Source organism: Pedobacter sp. ASV28, assembly GCF_016428855.1.
Classification (GTDB): Bacteria; Bacteroidota; Bacteroidia; order Sphingobacteriales; family Sphingobacteriaceae; genus Pedobacter.
In genome coordinates this window covers 1-16,058 of sequence record NZ_JAELTN010000086.1, presented here as the reverse complement: position 1 = coordinate 16,058, position 16,058 = coordinate 1, and the positions used below count along the sequence as shown (strand labels likewise).

The 16,058-nt window shown below is 38.3% G+C and carries 14 protein-coding genes and 1 tRNA gene; 4 read left to right on the top strand and 11 right to left on the bottom strand.

Features of this window, described 5'->3' with window-relative positions:
• Positions 1 to 255 (bottom strand): SDR family NAD(P)-dependent oxidoreductase (locus JHD79_RS20930; RefSeq protein ID WP_370583365.1); only part of this gene is annotated, 255 nt, incomplete at its 3' end.
• A 908-nt stretch (positions 256 to 1,163) separates the two neighbouring features.
• Between JHD79_RS20930 and JHD79_RS20925 the strand changes: the two genes are divergently transcribed.
• A complete protein-coding gene (locus JHD79_RS20925) occupies positions 1,164 to 2,339 on the top strand; it encodes a DUF4932 domain-containing protein (RefSeq protein ID WP_199121309.1) in 1,176 nt (391 codons plus the stop codon).
• Positions 2,340 to 2,554: 215 nt separating this feature from the next.
• On the opposite strand, the gene JHD79_RS20920 is transcribed toward JHD79_RS20925, so the two are convergent.
• Positions 2,555 to 2,628 (bottom strand) — tRNA-His (locus JHD79_RS20920).
• 336 nt (positions 2,629 to 2,964) lie between these two features.
• On the bottom strand, positions 2,965 to 3,435 hold the full coding sequence (locus JHD79_RS20915) for an acyl-CoA thioesterase (RefSeq protein ID WP_233164813.1): 471 nt from the start codon (positions 3,433 to 3,435) through the stop codon (positions 2,965 to 2,967).
• A 160-nt stretch (positions 3,436 to 3,595) separates the two neighbouring features.
• Here JHD79_RS20915 and rnhA point away from each other — a divergent pair, with 160 nt between their 5' ends.
• Positions 3,596 to 4,054: a ribonuclease HI gene (rnhA, locus tag JHD79_RS20910; protein ID WP_199121308.1), complete on the top strand. Its 459-nt coding sequence runs from the start codon at positions 3,596 to 3,598 to the stop codon at positions 4,052 to 4,054.
• Positions 4,055 to 4,426: 372 nt separating this feature from the next.
• Here the strand turns inward: rnhA and JHD79_RS20905 are convergent, their stop codons facing one another.
• The 7 genes from JHD79_RS20905 to JHD79_RS20875 all read right to left on the bottom strand — a co-directional run bounded on the left by JHD79_RS20905 (position 4,427) and on the right by JHD79_RS20875 (position 10,616).
• Complete coding sequence (locus tag JHD79_RS20905) at positions 4,427 to 4,945, bottom strand: DUF2911 domain-containing protein (RefSeq protein WP_199121307.1); 519 nt, start codon at positions 4,943 to 4,945, stop codon at positions 4,427 to 4,429.
• 90 nt (positions 4,946 to 5,035) lie between these two features.
• Positions 5,036 to 6,085, bottom strand: coding sequence for a class 1 fructose-bisphosphatase (gene fbp, locus JHD79_RS20900; RefSeq protein WP_199121306.1), 1,050 nt, complete (start codon positions 6,083 to 6,085; stop codon positions 5,036 to 5,038).
• Positions 6,086 to 6,110: 25 nt separating this feature from the next.
• Positions 6,111 to 6,602, bottom strand: a complete 492-nt coding sequence (locus JHD79_RS20895; RefSeq protein WP_199121305.1) for a metallophosphoesterase — start codon at positions 6,600 to 6,602, stop codon at positions 6,111 to 6,113.
• Between the two features lie 99 nt (positions 6,603 to 6,701).
• A complete protein-coding gene (locus tag JHD79_RS20890) occupies positions 6,702 to 7,283 on the bottom strand; it encodes a response regulator transcription factor (RefSeq protein ID WP_199121304.1) in 582 nt (193 codons plus the stop codon).
• Positions 7,284 to 7,295: 12 nt separating this feature from the next.
• Positions 7,296 to 9,338, bottom strand: a complete 2,043-nt coding sequence (locus tag JHD79_RS20885; RefSeq protein WP_199121303.1) for a tetratricopeptide repeat protein — start codon at positions 9,336 to 9,338, stop codon at positions 7,296 to 7,298.
• 188 nt (positions 9,339 to 9,526) lie between these two features.
• Complete coding sequence (locus JHD79_RS20880; RefSeq protein ID WP_199121302.1) at positions 9,527 to 10,231, bottom strand: tRNA1(Val) (adenine(37)-N6)-methyltransferase; 705 nt, start codon at positions 10,229 to 10,231, stop codon at positions 9,527 to 9,529.
• 1 nt (position 10,232) lies between these two features.
• Positions 10,233 to 10,616 carry a VOC family protein gene (locus JHD79_RS20875; protein WP_199121301.1) on the bottom strand — a complete coding sequence of 128 codons (384 nt, stop codon included), beginning with the start codon at positions 10,614 to 10,616 and terminating at the stop codon, positions 10,233 to 10,235.
• Positions 10,617 to 10,779: 163 nt separating this feature from the next.
• Between JHD79_RS20875 and purL the strand changes: the two genes are divergently transcribed.
• Complete coding sequence (purL, locus tag JHD79_RS20870; protein ID WP_199121300.1) at positions 10,780 to 14,445, top strand: phosphoribosylformylglycinamidine synthase; 3,666 nt, start codon at positions 10,780 to 10,782, stop codon at positions 14,443 to 14,445.
• Positions 14,446 to 14,491: 46 nt separating this feature from the next.
• On the opposite strand, the gene JHD79_RS20865 is transcribed toward purL, so the two are convergent.
• Complete coding sequence (locus JHD79_RS20865; protein WP_199121299.1) at positions 14,492 to 15,661, bottom strand: glycosyltransferase; 1,170 nt, start codon at positions 15,659 to 15,661, stop codon at positions 14,492 to 14,494.
• Positions 15,662 to 15,787: 126 nt separating this feature from the next.
• Here JHD79_RS20865 and JHD79_RS20860 point away from each other — a divergent pair.
• The coding region (locus JHD79_RS20860; RefSeq protein ID WP_199121298.1) for a hypothetical protein at positions 15,788 to 16,058 on the top strand (271 nt) is incomplete at its 3' end.

Below are 16,058 nucleotides of genomic sequence, written 5' to 3'. Positions count from 1 at the left end.
ACGCAGGTCTCGTGGGCTCGGAGATGTGTATAAGAGACAGACCTGAGTTAAATCACCTTGGAATAGAAAAGCTTCGGCACCCAATTTCTGTACCTCGGCCAACGTTTTTTCACTTTCAGTCTTTGAACTTTCACTATTGTAATGAATAGCCAGTTTTGCACCTTTTGCTGCAAAATCTCTGCTTAATAATCCACCAAGGTTTTTACCGCCACCAGCGATTAAAACTACTTTCCCTTTTAAATCATTTCTTGCCATAACTTGTCATTTTTAATACATGTGTAATGGTATTAATTTACACACAGCATAACGATACGGCAACTAGAATGGAGAATACAACAATAATATGTCATCGAATTTAAAAGAATGGCAACATTTTGTTATCAAGTTCCAATTTTTTGTCTTAAAAAAAGTGCGATTTTTAGCAAGAGTTATAATAGACAACCACATACTTTTACTATTTTGCATATCATATGAGGACTTAGTGTGAACATGATCTGAAAAAATTTATACAATTAACCAATAAAAAACAAATTTCGCCTATTTCCAAGGACTCAATTTGCGGATTTAAAGGATTCCATTTATAATAGTATCTACATCGAACCAAAAAAAGAAAAAAAATAAATTATAATTTATTGATTACTAATTAATTAAACATAATAAATTGGTAAGGAATTATTTTTGTACCGTGAGGGTACCCATATGGTGCTCGAACCAAAAATCGGTCTCTACCTTCTCTAATCAGCGATTTGAAAATTACCATAAAAAGAAAAAGCCCTTTAAGATATCTTAAAGGGCTAACGGGTCAGTGGCGGTGCGTAATTCGAACCATTTTGTGGACGAATTGATTGAAATAGGTGGTTTTTCGAAAATTTCGGAAGAATAGAGAGTTAAGAATATTGGATCACTATACCAGTAAAGTGATAGGAAATTGTCACCAAATACGCATTTTGAGAAAGATATAACTCAATCCAGTCTATCTGGGTTTCAAGATTTCTTATTAAAAAATAGTGTAGTGATAAAAAGTGGATTAAGATGTTCAAATACGATTGAAATAAGTAAATAGCTTATTTCAATCATTTTCATAATATTCATTTCGTTTAAAAGAAAACATTCATATATTTGAGTACGAAATAATTCGTATTACAAAGACAGGCTGAAATCAGATGAAAAAAATTGCTTTTTTTATAATTGCTATCTTATATACCCAAATGACTTTTGGGCAACAGGTCAAGGCACCGAACGTAACCTTCTCCAAAAACTATATCAAAGTGCATAAAGGCAAAACCACAGTAGAAATACCGGAGGTAAGCGAACTGGTAAATATCATAATGGCACTTCACATTGATGCCGAAAATGAGAGTAATATGTTTGACACCAAATCAGCATATTATCAAAAAGTAAAAAATCATTTTAATCCATACAAAAACCATCCAATCATTGATACCGTCCAAAAATATATTAACGGACTGAAACACTTAGAGGAACAAAATTTATATATGTTTTCCAGAGAAAGCTATGGGTATTACTTCGCACTAAAAATGAATGCCTGTGCTTACAGCTTTGACAAAAAAGGAAACATAAAAAATAATGGAGCTGTGAAGGAAATGGCAAAGGGATGGTATATGTTCGACCCGATGAAGGACACCGCTCTAATAGAGGATTTTGCAAGAAAATCAGGATTTAGGGAATTCTATAAAGAGAACAAATCGTATTATACGAGCTTGATTACTACGTATAATCAACTCAATCCGATACAAAAAATGCAGAACTGGTTGGATAAAAAATTCGGCTTTGGATATGGTTCATATGCTGTATATTTTTCGCCATTGGTATATGGAGCTCATTCTACCACCAAATTAGCTGATAATGATTTCAATCAGACCTTGATGTTTATCTGCAAGGCCGAAATGGACTCTAAATACACGCCAATAATAAATGAACTCTTGGAAAGCCGAATTGTATTTACTGAAATAGACCACAATTACGTCAACCCAGTTTCAGAAGGCCTACTTGATAAAATTAATAATTCTTTTTCTAACAGAGAAAAGTGGGCTAAAGGTGATGTAACAAGTGCTTATGGTAATCAGTTTAAAATATTTAATGAGTACATGACTTTTGCAGTTTACAGCTTATACATAAATGACAATTATTCCAATAAGGAGACTTTGGAATATCTGCCGATGATGGAAGACCAGATGAAAAACAGCAGGGGATTTGTAAAATTCAAAGAGTTAAACCGCATGCTATTGGAAAAATACAAAGAAAATCCAGACATCAAAATATCCCAGTTATATAATTACATTTTAGATTGGGCAATGACAATTAATAAAAGCACTTAGTTTAAGAACATCGAACCAAATCTAAAGAAATAGAAATCTCAAATTATTGATTTACAGTTATTTATATAATGAATTTAAGGTTCAGTGAGCATTTGCCCCGTCAAGGTAACCTTATAGACCTCGAACCAAAAATCGGCCTCTATTGCCTGTAATCAATGATTTAAAAAGAACCTAAAATCAAAAAACCCCTTTAAGATAACCTTAAAGGGGTTTTGGGTGGCTGATGGGGCTCGAACCCACGACCCTCGGCACCACAAACCAATACTCTAACCAACTGAGCTACAGCCACCGTGTTTTTTAGTGTCACAAAAGTACGGTTTTTATTATTTTTTGCAAAAATTTTTAAAAAAATACTGTAAATTTTAATTAAAGAGCTAATTGGCAAGAGATTAAAGTATCGAGATGGTTTTCAACTGCCAGGTTTCAATTCCCAATGACAAGTAAACAATGAAAAGATTGCTTCATCACTCTGTTCTTTGCAATGACGATTTTCGGTTTAAGTTTACAATAAGCAGCAAAGCAATTTAAACAGTTAACCATTTTAACAACAATAGCAATCAAATAATCTATGCCTAGAACTTTCCAACATTACAACTTTCTAACCACCCAACAATTCTCCCCCTAGCTAGCCAAAATAAGTCTTCATCTCCTCATTAATCTCTTTCCGCATATCGGCGAGTCTGATTGCGTATTGATGCAACTGCTTATCTTCTTTCGTTTTGGGCACCCATTCTGGTACGGGCACTGTTTTACCCTCATCATCTATAGCAGCAAATACAATGATACAGTGAGTGGCCCTAGTTTCCGACTTGGTTTTAGGGTTAATAGCATTTATACCTACGCTAATGTGCATGCTCGTGCGACCAGTATAAATGATTCTGGCATTTACTTCTACAATCTCTCCAATCAGAATAGGATTGACGAATCGAATACCACCTACATATACCGTTACACAATACCTGCTGCTCCAGTTTACGGCGCAGGTATAGGCCGCTTGATCAATCCATTTCATTACGGCCCCTCCATGTACCTTCCCTCCAAAATTCACATCGCCAGGTTCAGTTAAAAATCGAAAAGTAACTGCATTTTTCTCCATAACTATTTTTATTTTGCTTCGTTTTACCAATATTTCAAAGGCAAACTAAGCGTAATTCCTATATTTGAACACATTTCAGCTCGCTTTAAACTGCACTAATTTAACGCAATTAAATGGTTTTGAAAGGTAACTGGTTAAAAAATAAGGCTTACCAAACTTAATGATAGAAATTTATACAGACGGTGCCGCAAGTGGCAATCCAGGTCCGGGAGGTTATGGCGTAATCTTACGCTCGGGCGCCCATTACAAAGAAATAAGTGGTGGCTTCAGAATGACTACCAACAACCGCATGGAATTGTTGGCCGTTATTATCGGTTTAAAAGCAATAAAAAGTCCGGGGCAACAAGTTACAGTCTTTTCAGATTCCAAATACGTGGTCGATTCGGTGGAAAAAGGCTGGGTATTTGGTTGGGTAAAAAAAGGTTTTCAGGGCAAAAAGAACAAAGACCTCTGGATACAGTATCTTGCCCTGCACAAATTGCACCAGGTCAAATTTACTTGGATCAAGGGCCATAATGAGCATCCGGAAAATGAACGCTGCGACCGTTTGGCCGTAGCTGCCTCGCAAAATAAAGCCAATTGGGAAATAGATACAGCTTTTGAAGCAGAACGAGCTTAGGGAGTTGGGAGTTATAAGTGATGCGTTATAAGTTCTAAGTTTTTGACACTTTATGCCTTTGGCTTTAAACTTTCTGCCGAATTAAGGATTTTTAAGCCTACCGCCTACCTATTTTCTATTCCTTATTTACTATTTTCTCTCCATCAAAAACATTCAAAAAAACTGCAAAAATAAACAGATACACACAAAATGAGGTTAAAAATTGTGATTCACAGAGCGATAAGTCATCAATTGATTTACCTAGCCCTAACTTCGAACCTACGATTTTTCAACTTCCAAACTTCCGTCATCTGACTTCCCGACATCTGACTTACAAACAAAAAAAGCCATGCTCCAATGTGGCACAGCTTTTTTCTATTTTATTTTATGCTTTTACTTGATGGTAACTGGTACCGAGATCTTATCCCAGTCTAAAGAAAATCCATTTTTGTGGAGATTGTAAACCAATCGCTCTTGCGTTTCTGGCAAAGTTTTCGTTTTTACTTCTACCCTTAACTGATCTTTAGCTTCTTCATATTTAAAAGCGCCCCATTGTTTGGCTTCCTTATTAAAAATGGCCGTCCACTTACCATTTTCTCGAGGGATCAAAAAGAAACTATATTTACCGGCTGGTAAAGTCTTGCCTTCCACTTTAATATCTTTATCCGTTTCAAATGTAGTCGCATCATTCGCTCCCGCACGCCAAACTTTATCATAAGCTTCCAAGCCTCCCCAAATCTTACGTCCCTTAACGGCAGGACTACTGTAGTTGATCGTGATGTTTGCGCCATTAACATTACCTGTAACGGTAGCTGCCGGACTGGCCTTAGGTTTAGCCTCCTGCGCCATCACATTCACACAAAAAATAGAGACAAACATTAGAACAGTCGTTATTTTAATTCTAGCTTTCATAATTTTATAATTTGTTTCGTATAACTTTCATTAAAGTTATCGTTTAAAAATATCAAAATATTCTAATTTCCGCAAAAAATTTTAAACTGATCAGGCTGATTTAATTGCCATTGTCTTTTCTTTCAGCTTTTCCAAAGGGGAAAACTCTGCCATGAATTCTTCTACTTTTCTTACCATTTTTGGAGAGCCTACAAAAATAGCAACACGTTGGTGAAGTTCTGTAGGTTCAATATCCAAGATCCTATTCAAACCATCAGAAGCTATTCCACCAGCCTGTTCAATAATAAAAGCCATTGGATTACATTCATACAATAGGCGTAATTTGCCTTTTGGCGAAGCCGATGTGGTTGGGTACATATAAATACCCCCCTTAATCAAACTTCTGTGGATATCAGCTGCCATTGCACCAATATATCTTGAGGTGTAGGGCCTATTGGTAACCGGATCTTCCACCTGGGCGTATTTGATATATTTTTTCACACCTTCTGGAAAATGGATATAGTTACCTTCGTTAATAGAATAGATTACGCCATCCTCTGGAATTTTCATATCTGGGTGAGACAGGCAAAACTCTCCTATCGATGGATCTAACGTAAACCCGTTTACCCCTTTTCCGGTAGTATACACCAACATGGTAGAAGAACCATAAATGACATAACCCGCAGCAACTTGCTCCGTTCCCCTTTGCAAAACATCATCCAAGGTAGCAGGACCTTCGGTAGATTTTCTTCTATAAATGGAAAAAATGGTTCCAACCGTAACGTTAATATCAATATTTGAGGAACCATCTAAAGGATCTATACATACTATGTATCGGGCATTTTTTGAAACAGGAGAATCAATTCGTACAAAATTATCTTCCTCCTCGCTGGCTACAATACAACACTCGCCACCACTAGTAAGTGCCGATATAAACTGGTCGTTAGCATAAACATCAAGCTTTTTTTGACCTTCCCCCTGTATATTAATGGTATCGGCATCCCCTAAAATATCTACCAAACCCGCTTTGTTTACTTCGCGGTTTACAATTTTTGCGGCAATACCGATGTCTCTCAACAAACGAGACAACTCTCCTTTTGCATACGGAAAATCCGCTTGCTTTTCGATAATAAACTGACCTAATGTTTTTATACCCAACATGATTTTACTTAGTGTATTTTTTACGTTATCTAATCCCTAACTCTATGACCTCTAAGGTATGTATTTTTTCTTCGGAAATACAAAAACGAATCAAAGTTCTTACCTTATGCCATCCATGTTTTCCCGCCGCTCCGGGGTTCATATGCAAACATTGTATTTTTTCATCGTACATTACCTTTAAGATATGCGAATGCCCAGTGATGAACAACCCAGGGGGCTTAGTGTAAATTTCTTTCTTCACCTGCGGGGCATATCTACCTGGATATCCACCAATATGGGTCATCCATACCTCTACCCTTTCGCACTTAAAACGCAAGTGCTCAGGAAACTGCTGCCTGATGCCCGCATCGTCTATATTGCCATATACGCCCCGCAGGGGCTTAAAAGCAGCTAAAGGCTCGGCCACATCGGGACCAAAATCGCCGGCATGCCATATTTCATCGCATTGGTCAAAGTATTTGTATATGGCATCATCTAGATAGCCATGTGTATCGGAAAGGAGCCCTATTGTTTTCAATGTATCGAAGAGATTTGAAGATGAAACTCAAAATTAAACTTTCCGAACCAACAAAAAAAATGGCCATAGGCCTTACCCATACCTTTTCGAGAAGGAGCCTCACTGCCTACTGAGCAGATAGATAAGCTGAGAAAAATTGTGCAACCCATATCGTTGTAAGATATTTCTACGATGGGTATTCACGGTATCCTTAGCAATGAACAGGCGATCGGCCACCTGCTTAGAAGACAAACCTTCCCTAATGAGGCCTACAATTTCAATCTCGCGTTTAGAAAGTTCAATTTTTATCGAAGGTTGCTCTTTCTGCTTTTCATAATGCTTATGCATGGCCATATGAACCGCAATCAAAAGCTGTTTATTGAGATAGGGCTTTGACACATACATTACAGGCTTTATATTAAATGCCTCATTCAACGTAGGTATATCGGTATAGGCAGAAAGGAATATAATTTCACATTTGTATAATTCCACCAGCTTTTCAGCCAACGCTATACCATTCGCCCCCTCTTTGAGGTTAATATCGCAAATAGCTACCTTTAGCGGTACGGACAATGCTTCACACCGTTTTAAGGCCGCATCGGCAGAGGGTACGGTATCAATAATGTCAAATCCTTCCTCTGTTAGGAACTCCGCAATTTCTTCTGCAGTAATCAATTGGTCTTCTATGATGAGGATACTCACGTACAGTCTAGCTTAGGAAGTTTTAAAAACAATGGTATATTTTGTTCCATCTATATTTTGCACCTTTAGGGTACCCTGAAGTTGCTTAACAAGCGTCTTGATCAGTTTCAGACCAAAGGATTGAGAGAAATCACCTTGGGCCGCATCCCAATTTTCCTTGCCATTGTCTGAAATGACCAGTTCAGTCTGCCTATGTTCATCCTGCATCATACTGACCTTGATTTCTGGCTGATCTTGTTGCCTAAAAGCATATTTAAAACTGTTCGAGATCAACTCATTGATAATCAAACCAACAGGAATAGCCAAATCGATGTCTAAATTCTTATCTGGAAGATCGATATGTGTTTTCACCACATTTCCATGATATCCATAACTATCGGCCAGGGAATGACCAAGATTACTTACATATTCCTTCATGTTGATAGTGGTCAAATGCTCATCCATATATAGTTTTTGGTGGATCATGGCCATGGCATCTACCCTAAGTTTACCCTCTTCCAGGGCATCTTTGGCCACCTCATCTTCTATTTTATTCCTTTGCAGGGATAATAGTGCGGAAATGACCTGAAGATTATTTTTTACCCGATGATGCTGCTCCCTGATCAGGGTTTCTATTTGTTCGTTCTTTAGCGCTAATACCTGAGCATGTTCCTTTTTATGAAGATAGCTCCTATATAACAATAGGGAAAGCAATACCAGTAGCACCACCACCACTCCCAAAAACCATAACTGTTGCTGATGTTTGCTAATGGTCAACTTATTCAACTGGTTTTCTTTATTGGCAAGGCTCAATGCTATATTTTTCTTTTCAACCTCATAACCATTCTGCAACTTTAGGGCACTGACCACCTCGCCTTCGGTCAATAAGGTGTCTTGCATAGCGGCATAACCTGCCTGATATTCATATGCTTTTTCCAGGTCACCATTTTCCCTATAAAACTGGGCTAACCTTAAATAGGCATCCTTCTTTTTAACTCCGTTCTCTGTCTTTAGCATTCCTAGGGCCGAAAGCAACAACTGCTCCGCTTCTTTGTGCGCCCCTTGTCTTTGCTTTAAAGTACCCAAAGCATTCATAGTAGAAGCCACATCGTATGCAGAAGATAATTTCTTTCTAATAGACAAAGCATTTTGCAACAGCTTTTCTGCAGCTTCGTAATCTTTCTTCTTCTCCATTAGGAAATTGCCGTAATTATGCAAGCTCATAGCCAAACCTGATGGTTCTTTAACCCGTTCAAAAGCTGCTATGGCTTGCTGGAAAAAATATGGTACCGAATCGAGGTTTTTGTTAATATCGATATAAGAAATGGCCAAATTTGAGTAATTATTACCTATAGATCCGTATACCTTAGCTGGCACAGATAGTTGCAGGGCCTTTTTATAGTATTCAATACTCTTCTCATAATCTTTCATTGACCTGAGCAGTATGCCCATATTATTATAAGACTGCAATAGTCCAACTTTATCGTTCAGTTGTTCTTTAATGTTCAGGCTCTTTAAATGAAAAGACATAGCGTCTTCATATTTTGCCAACATAGCCAATGTATTGGCTTTATTCATAAGAGCAGTAGCCAAAACAGGCTTCTGCTTATGTTTTTCACTAATTTCTATCAAGCGATCAAGATTTTTAAGGGAAGCTTCATATTTGCCCATTTGCCGGTACAATACACCCAAGCCGTTATAAGCGGCTATTGTTTCGGTTTCATGCCCACCTTTGGTACAACTGGCCAAGGCGGCCAAGAAATCCCTTTCGGCCAAAACCCGATCTCCCAAAGCCGCATAATTACGTCCCCTATGGGCCAATGCCAATATACCACCTTTTTCATAACCTTTTTTCTCGGCCAATTGAAGCGAAAAACTGTCAAATTCTATGGCAGTCTCATATTTATTTTGTTTGCTATAGGTATAAGCCAATTGTAAACCCGCATCAACAAGGCCAAGTGTATCACTTACCTGCTGAAAGTAATTAAGTGATTGTTGTCCATCGGCAATAATTTTATCATATTGCTGTGCAGGCCAGCTCTTGCTTCTTTGCAAATATAACGCGCCCTTTTTCAATGGGCTGTTAGAGTCTTCTATTACCCGAGACAAGCTATCTATAACTTTAGTCTGGGCTAAAGAGTGGCCCCCATACAAACAAAACAATAATAGAGCACACAAAAAATTCTTAAGAAGCATCATCTTGATAGGTAAATAAATAGCCGGTTTGCGAACTATAAAAATAGTATCTATTTTGCAATTTCAGCCTAAAAAGCTAAAAAGAAATCCTTGAGCAAGGTTTTATAGGCTTGGGTATAGTTTTTTTCCGCTTCATAGATATAAAAATGCTGACATTGTGGTTCCAACGTCATTCTTGACAAGCCAACCATCAATCTAAAAGCAGGCTTGGACCTATCAGAATGTAGATCTATCCGCACATTAACCAGCAAACCATAATCTTTAGCACGCTCGATCAACAAAAGCGCTTGTTTAACAGGAAGAATAAACCAAAACCTACCTTCTTTGCTCAACAGCTCCTCTACCTTTTTGATCAGGTTGTCAAAAAAGACTTCGTTTGTATGCCTGGCAATTCCTTTTTTATATTCCGCACTCTTAAAATCATTCACAAAGTATGGCGGATTGCTCACGATCAGGTCAAATTTATCTGAATCGCTAAACTGTTCAATTGCGGTATTATTATTGAAAAGCCTAGTACCAAAATCAGAACGCCGAAAGTTTTTGCCGGCAGTTGCCGAAGCTTGCTCATCTATTTCCACGGCATGAACCTCCGCTTTTGGAAAACGCTGCGCCAACATTAACGCAATTACGCCGGTGCCTGTACCAATATCCAATATTCGATGCGGATTTAGATGTTGCGCTATGGCACCTAGCAATACCCCATCTGTATTGATTTTCATGGCGCAGCCACTTTGATCTACTTCAAATTGTTTAAAACGGAAGGGATTATTCATATTACTGTTGGTAGATTTCTAAAGGTAATCCATCAGGATCTGTAAAAAATGTAAATTGTTTGCCGGTAAACTCGTCAATCCTAATTGGCTCCGTATAAATTCCCTTTGCACTTAACTTTCTTACTGCATTTTCTACATCATCCACTTCGAAGGCCAAATGCCTTAAACCCCTGGCCTCTGGCCTAGATGGCCTAATGGGCGGATTTTCAAATGAAAAAAGCTCAATCTGGTAATGACCATTTATGGCTAAATCCAATTTCCAAGATTTACGTTCTGCCCTATAGACTTCACCCATAACCGTAAAGCCCAATTTATTGACATAAAAATCCTTCGACTGCTCATAATCTGAACAAATAATGGCGATATGGTGGATACGTTTAAACATTTTTCAAGTCAAAAGTCTGAAGTCAGGTGTCCGAGGATATGATGCCCATTAAATCATTCAAAATTTCAGCATTCAAAATTCAATCATTCAGCATACAAATAAACCCAAAAACAACTAAATTTCTCCTAAAAAAAACCTAAATTTGCATCTTCAAAAAATAAGCATGATTTATTTCTTTCTAGGTCAATCTGACGAGATTTTTGTTTTACAAACAAGTCAAACTTTATCCCCAACTGATACAGAAAAACTAGAGTGGCTTTTTGGCGGAGCTAAACTTAGCACAGCGCACACTTTAAGCGGTTCTTTTGTAGGTCCACGAGCAGCAATGATTACTCCCTGGAGTACTAATGCGGTAGAAATTACACAGAACATGAGTATGGAGGGGATCATCAGAATTGAAGCGTTTAAAAAAGTTGATGAAGGTTTTGATGCTTTTGATCCCATGCTTTCTCAAAAATACAATGGGCTTAACCAAGATATTTTTACGATCAATATCAAACCCGAACCTATCTTAGAAATTAAAGACATTGCCGCTTACAACAAACAGGAAGGCCTGTCATTAAGTGAGGAGGAAGTTGATTATTTAAAGGGATTGGCAGAAAAATTGGGAAGACCATTAACTGATTCGGAAGTTTTCGGCTTTTCACAAGTAAACTCAGAGCACTGTCGTCATAAAATCTTCAATGGTACATTTGTGATTGATGGCATAGAACAGCCAACTTCCTTGTTCAAATTGATTAAGAAAACCTCTGAAACACACCCTAACGAAATTGTTTCTGCTTATAAAGATAACGTGGCTTTTGTTAAAGGCCCGAAAGTACAGCAATTTGCACCTTCAAAACCAGACGTACCTTCTTTTTACGAAACCAAAGATTTCGATTCTGTAATTTCGATTAAGGCCGAGACCCACAACTTCCCTACTACGGTGGAGCCTTTTAATGGAGCAGCAACTGGCTCTGGAGGTGAAATTAGAGACCGTTTAGCGGGTGGACAAGGCTCCTTACCATTAGCAGGAACGGCAGTTTACATGACTGCACTTTCTCGTTTGGAAGAAAATCGCCCTTGGGAAAAAGGCGTTGAAGAGCGTAAATGGTTGTATCAAACTCCCATGGACATCTTGATTAAAGCTTCTAATGGGGCTTCAGATTTTGGAAACAAATTTGGTCAACCCCTAATTACAGGCTCTGTACTTACTTTCGAGCATGAAGAACATAACCAAAAATTAGGTTTCGATAAGGTTATTATGCTTGCTGGTGGTGTTGGTTATGGCAAGCTAGGTCAAGCTAAAAAACAAGAGCCTAAAACGGGCGACAACATTGTGGTTCTAGGTGGTGAGAACTACCGTATTGGTATGGGCGGGGCAGCCGTATCTTCTGCCGACACTGGCCAGCACGGTTCTGGCATTGAACTAAATGCCATCCAACGCTCCAACCCTGAAATGCAAAAACGTGCTGCAAATGCCGTTCGCGCCATGGTAGAAAGCGACCATAACACCATCGTCTCTATTCACGACCACGGTGCCGGAGGACATTTAAACTGTCTTTCTGAATTAGTTGAAGCTACCGGCGGTAAAATAGATTTGGATAAATTACCTGTTGGCGATCCCACCCTATCGGCTAAAGAAATTATCGGCAATGAATCTCAAGAACGCATGGGTTTGGTCATTAGCGAGGAACATACTGCCACTTTACAGAAAATTGCAGACCGCGAACGTTCGCCAATGTATACCGTTGGCAAAGTGACTGGCGACCATCGTTTTACTTTCGAATCTGCTAGTACTGGCGCTAAACCAATGGATTTAGCTTTAAGTGATATGTTCGGCAGTTCGCCAAAAATGATCATGGAAGACAAAACGGTTAACCATAATTATGAAGCCGTAACTTACAACCAAGATAAAATCAACGAATATTTAGAGCAGGTACTCCAATTAGAAGCAGTAGCCTGTAAAGATTGGTTAACGAATAAAGTGGATAGATGTGTAGGTGGCAGGGTGGCCAAACAACAATGTACAGGCCCTTTACAATTGCCGTTAAACAACTGCGGCGTAATGGCCTTAGATTTTCAGGGCAAGGAGGGCATTGCAACCTCGGTAGGTCACGCCCCTCTTTCAGCCTTAATTGACGCTGGTGCCGGCAGTAGGGTGGCTATTGCAGAATCTTTATCTAACCTAGTTTGGGCTCCGTTAAAAGACGGTTTGAAAAGTGTTTCACTTTCTGCCAACTGGATGTGGGCCTGTAAAAATGAAGGCGAAGATGCCCGTTTATATAGAGCGGTAGAAGCTTGTTCTGCATTTGCCATTGAATTGGGCATCAATATCCCTACGGGCAAAGATTCGCTTTCAATGAAGCAGAAATACAAAGATGGCGATGTCATTGCGCCAGGTACCGTAATTATTTCGGCAGCTGGCAACTGTAACGACATTACTCAAGTAGTTGAACCTGTCTTACAAAAAGATGGTGGTCAGATCTATTACATCAACCTTAGTAACGATGAATATAAATTAGGTGGTTCATCTTTTGCACAAATTCTGAATAAGATTGGAAATGAAACCCCAGATGTAAAAGATGCTGCCAAGTTTAGCATTGCATTTAACACCCTGCAAGAACTGATCAAAGCAGAAAAAATAAAAGCTGGACATGATATTGGCAGTGGTGGCCTAATTACTACCCTACTTGAAATGTGTTTTGCAGACAGTAATTTAGGTGCAAATATCGACCTATCTGGTTTAGACGAAACTGATTCTTTAAAAGTGTTATTTGCCGAAAACATTGGTGTTGTTTTCCAAGCGGATGAAAGTGTAGGGACCATCTTAAAAAACAAAGGTGTTACATTCAGCAAAATTGGTTCAGTAAGTAATACAGCCACTTTAAATGTAGTTAATAACGATAAGAGCTATTCATTCGACATTAACCATCTGCGTGATGTTTGGTACAAAACTTCTTACCTATTGGATAGAAAACAAAGTGGTGAAGTTAAAGCGAAAGAACGTTTCGACAACTATAAAAACCAACCTTTAAAATTTAACTTCCCTACACAGTTCGACGGTAAAAAACCTGTAATTGACACCACTAAACCACGTCCTAAAGCTGCCATCTTACGTGAAAAAGGCAGTAACTCTGAGCGTGAGGTAGCTAATGCCATGTATCTGGCAGGCTTCGATGTGAAAGATGTACACATGACTGACCTGATTTCAGGAAGGGAAACTTTAGAAGACATCCAATTTATTGGTGCCGTTGGTGGTTTTTCAAACTCTGATGTATTAGGTTCTGCAAAAGGTTGGGCCGGAGCCTTCTTATATAACGAGAAAGCCCGTCTTGCTTTAGAAAATTTCTTCAATAGAGAAGACACCTTATCAGTTGGCATATGTAATGGCTGTCAGTTGTTTATTGAGCTTGGCCTGATTAACAAAAATCATGAAGTAAAACCAAAAATGCTACACAATGATAGCCATAAACACGAAAGTGTATTTACTTCCTTAACCCTCAAAGAGAACAATTCGGTCATGTTATCATCTTTGGCTGGAAGTACTCTAGGCGTTTGGGTATCGCATGGCGAAGGTAAATTCCAATTGCCTTATGACGAAAATAAATACCAAATTGTTTCGAAATATGGCTATGAAAGCTATCCAGCCAGTCCAAATGGTTCTGATTATAACACGGCAATGATGTGCGATGATACCGGAAGGCATTTGGTCATGATGCCCCATATTGAGCGTTCATTGTTCCAATGGCATTGGGCACATTATCCTGCCGGCAGAAAAGATGAGGTTTCGCCTTGGATGGAAGCTTTTGTAAATGCCAGGAAATGGGTAGAAAAGCATACTAGGTAAGATAAAATTATAAAAATAACCCCGCTTCAAAAGAGCGGGTTATTTTTTATACAGCCCCACCTGCTTCGTAAAAAGATTTAAACTGTTCCGCTACAGTATCTCTACTATAGTTGGCTATGGCATATTCCCTTATGGCCGTAGGATTAAAATGATATTTCCCATTTAGAATATTTCTCACTTCCATGGCCAATTGATCTTCGTTGCCCACTTCTACCAAAACTCCATATTTTTCATTGACCAATTCGGGTATGCCTCCAACATGCGTGGCCAAAACAGGTAAACCACAGGCCTTGGCCTCAAGAATTACACAGGGCTGATTTTCAAAATGACTGAACATCACCAACATATCTGCCTTTTCATATTCGTGAACTAATCTTTCTCCAGCCAACGCTCCAGTCAATACGATGTTCTTGATTTTTTTTGAGCGTATAAACGCTTTGGCCATCTGAAAATCAATCCCATCTCCCACCATGGTCAATGAAAACTGACAACCAAGTTCTTCAAGAGCGGAAAACACATTTAATATCCCCGAAATATTTTTGCTTTGATCGTCAAAACACGATACATGTAAAAAATTGAAAAAACGTTTTCTATCTTTCAACGATGCCTGATAAAATAGGTCATCCACTACATTTGAAATAATCGGAAAATTAGGAACATCAAGATGATGCTGCTGTAAAGCTTTTTTCATGGCCAACGAAACGGTACTCATTCCACTAGAACGCCTCACTACTAAACGGGTAAACCATTTCCTTAATGCTCCTTTATACCTACCATCCTGCGGTAAGTACCTTGACCAATGTTCTGTAATGTAATAAGGTGTTTTTCCAACAAAAGATATCAAAAAGGGCAGAATAGCTGTTCTGGTCAACACGTGTACATGAAATACATCGGGTCTTTTATTGATTTTCAAATATCGATAATAGCCATAAAAAGTAGCCAAAACATACAGTAACCCCTCATAAGCGTATGAGATTCTATTTTTGGTTTTTGGTTTCTTATAATAAACCGTAAATGTCTTGATTTCTTCTGTATCGCCGCTAAATTTCAACAAGCCATCAAGGTGTTTAACCCCACACACATACAAAACACTAACCTCATATGTTTCCTTAATGGCAAGTGCATGTCTCTTAACAAAGATACCCAGCATGTTATTGTTAACATCTGGATACCAAGCAGGAAGAAACAGTACCGTTTTCTTTTTATTTGCAGACATAGCGGAGTTAAAAGTAGAAAAAATCTGCATTATTAACATCTCCTTTTCTATTTTATGTCTTGGATAGCAAGATAAAATTTACTAGCTTGTTAACCAACTATAAATTAACCACTTAAAATAAATTTCATGAAACATTTTTCAAAACAAAAACATTTGTCATTAGGGTTATTATGTATATTTTTCATTATTATCAGTTGTAATAAAAATATACCATTGGAAACTAACCCTCCAAAACAAGAGGCTGGAAAACTCACAAATAATGAAGCTTTCATAGAGCAAAAACAAAAACTATATCCTGCTGACAAACAAGGAAATATTCTAAATGAAAAACAAATTAAAGAACTTAAATCTAGGGCCAGTACCATGGCTCTATGTGATGGATATATCATTGATGGCG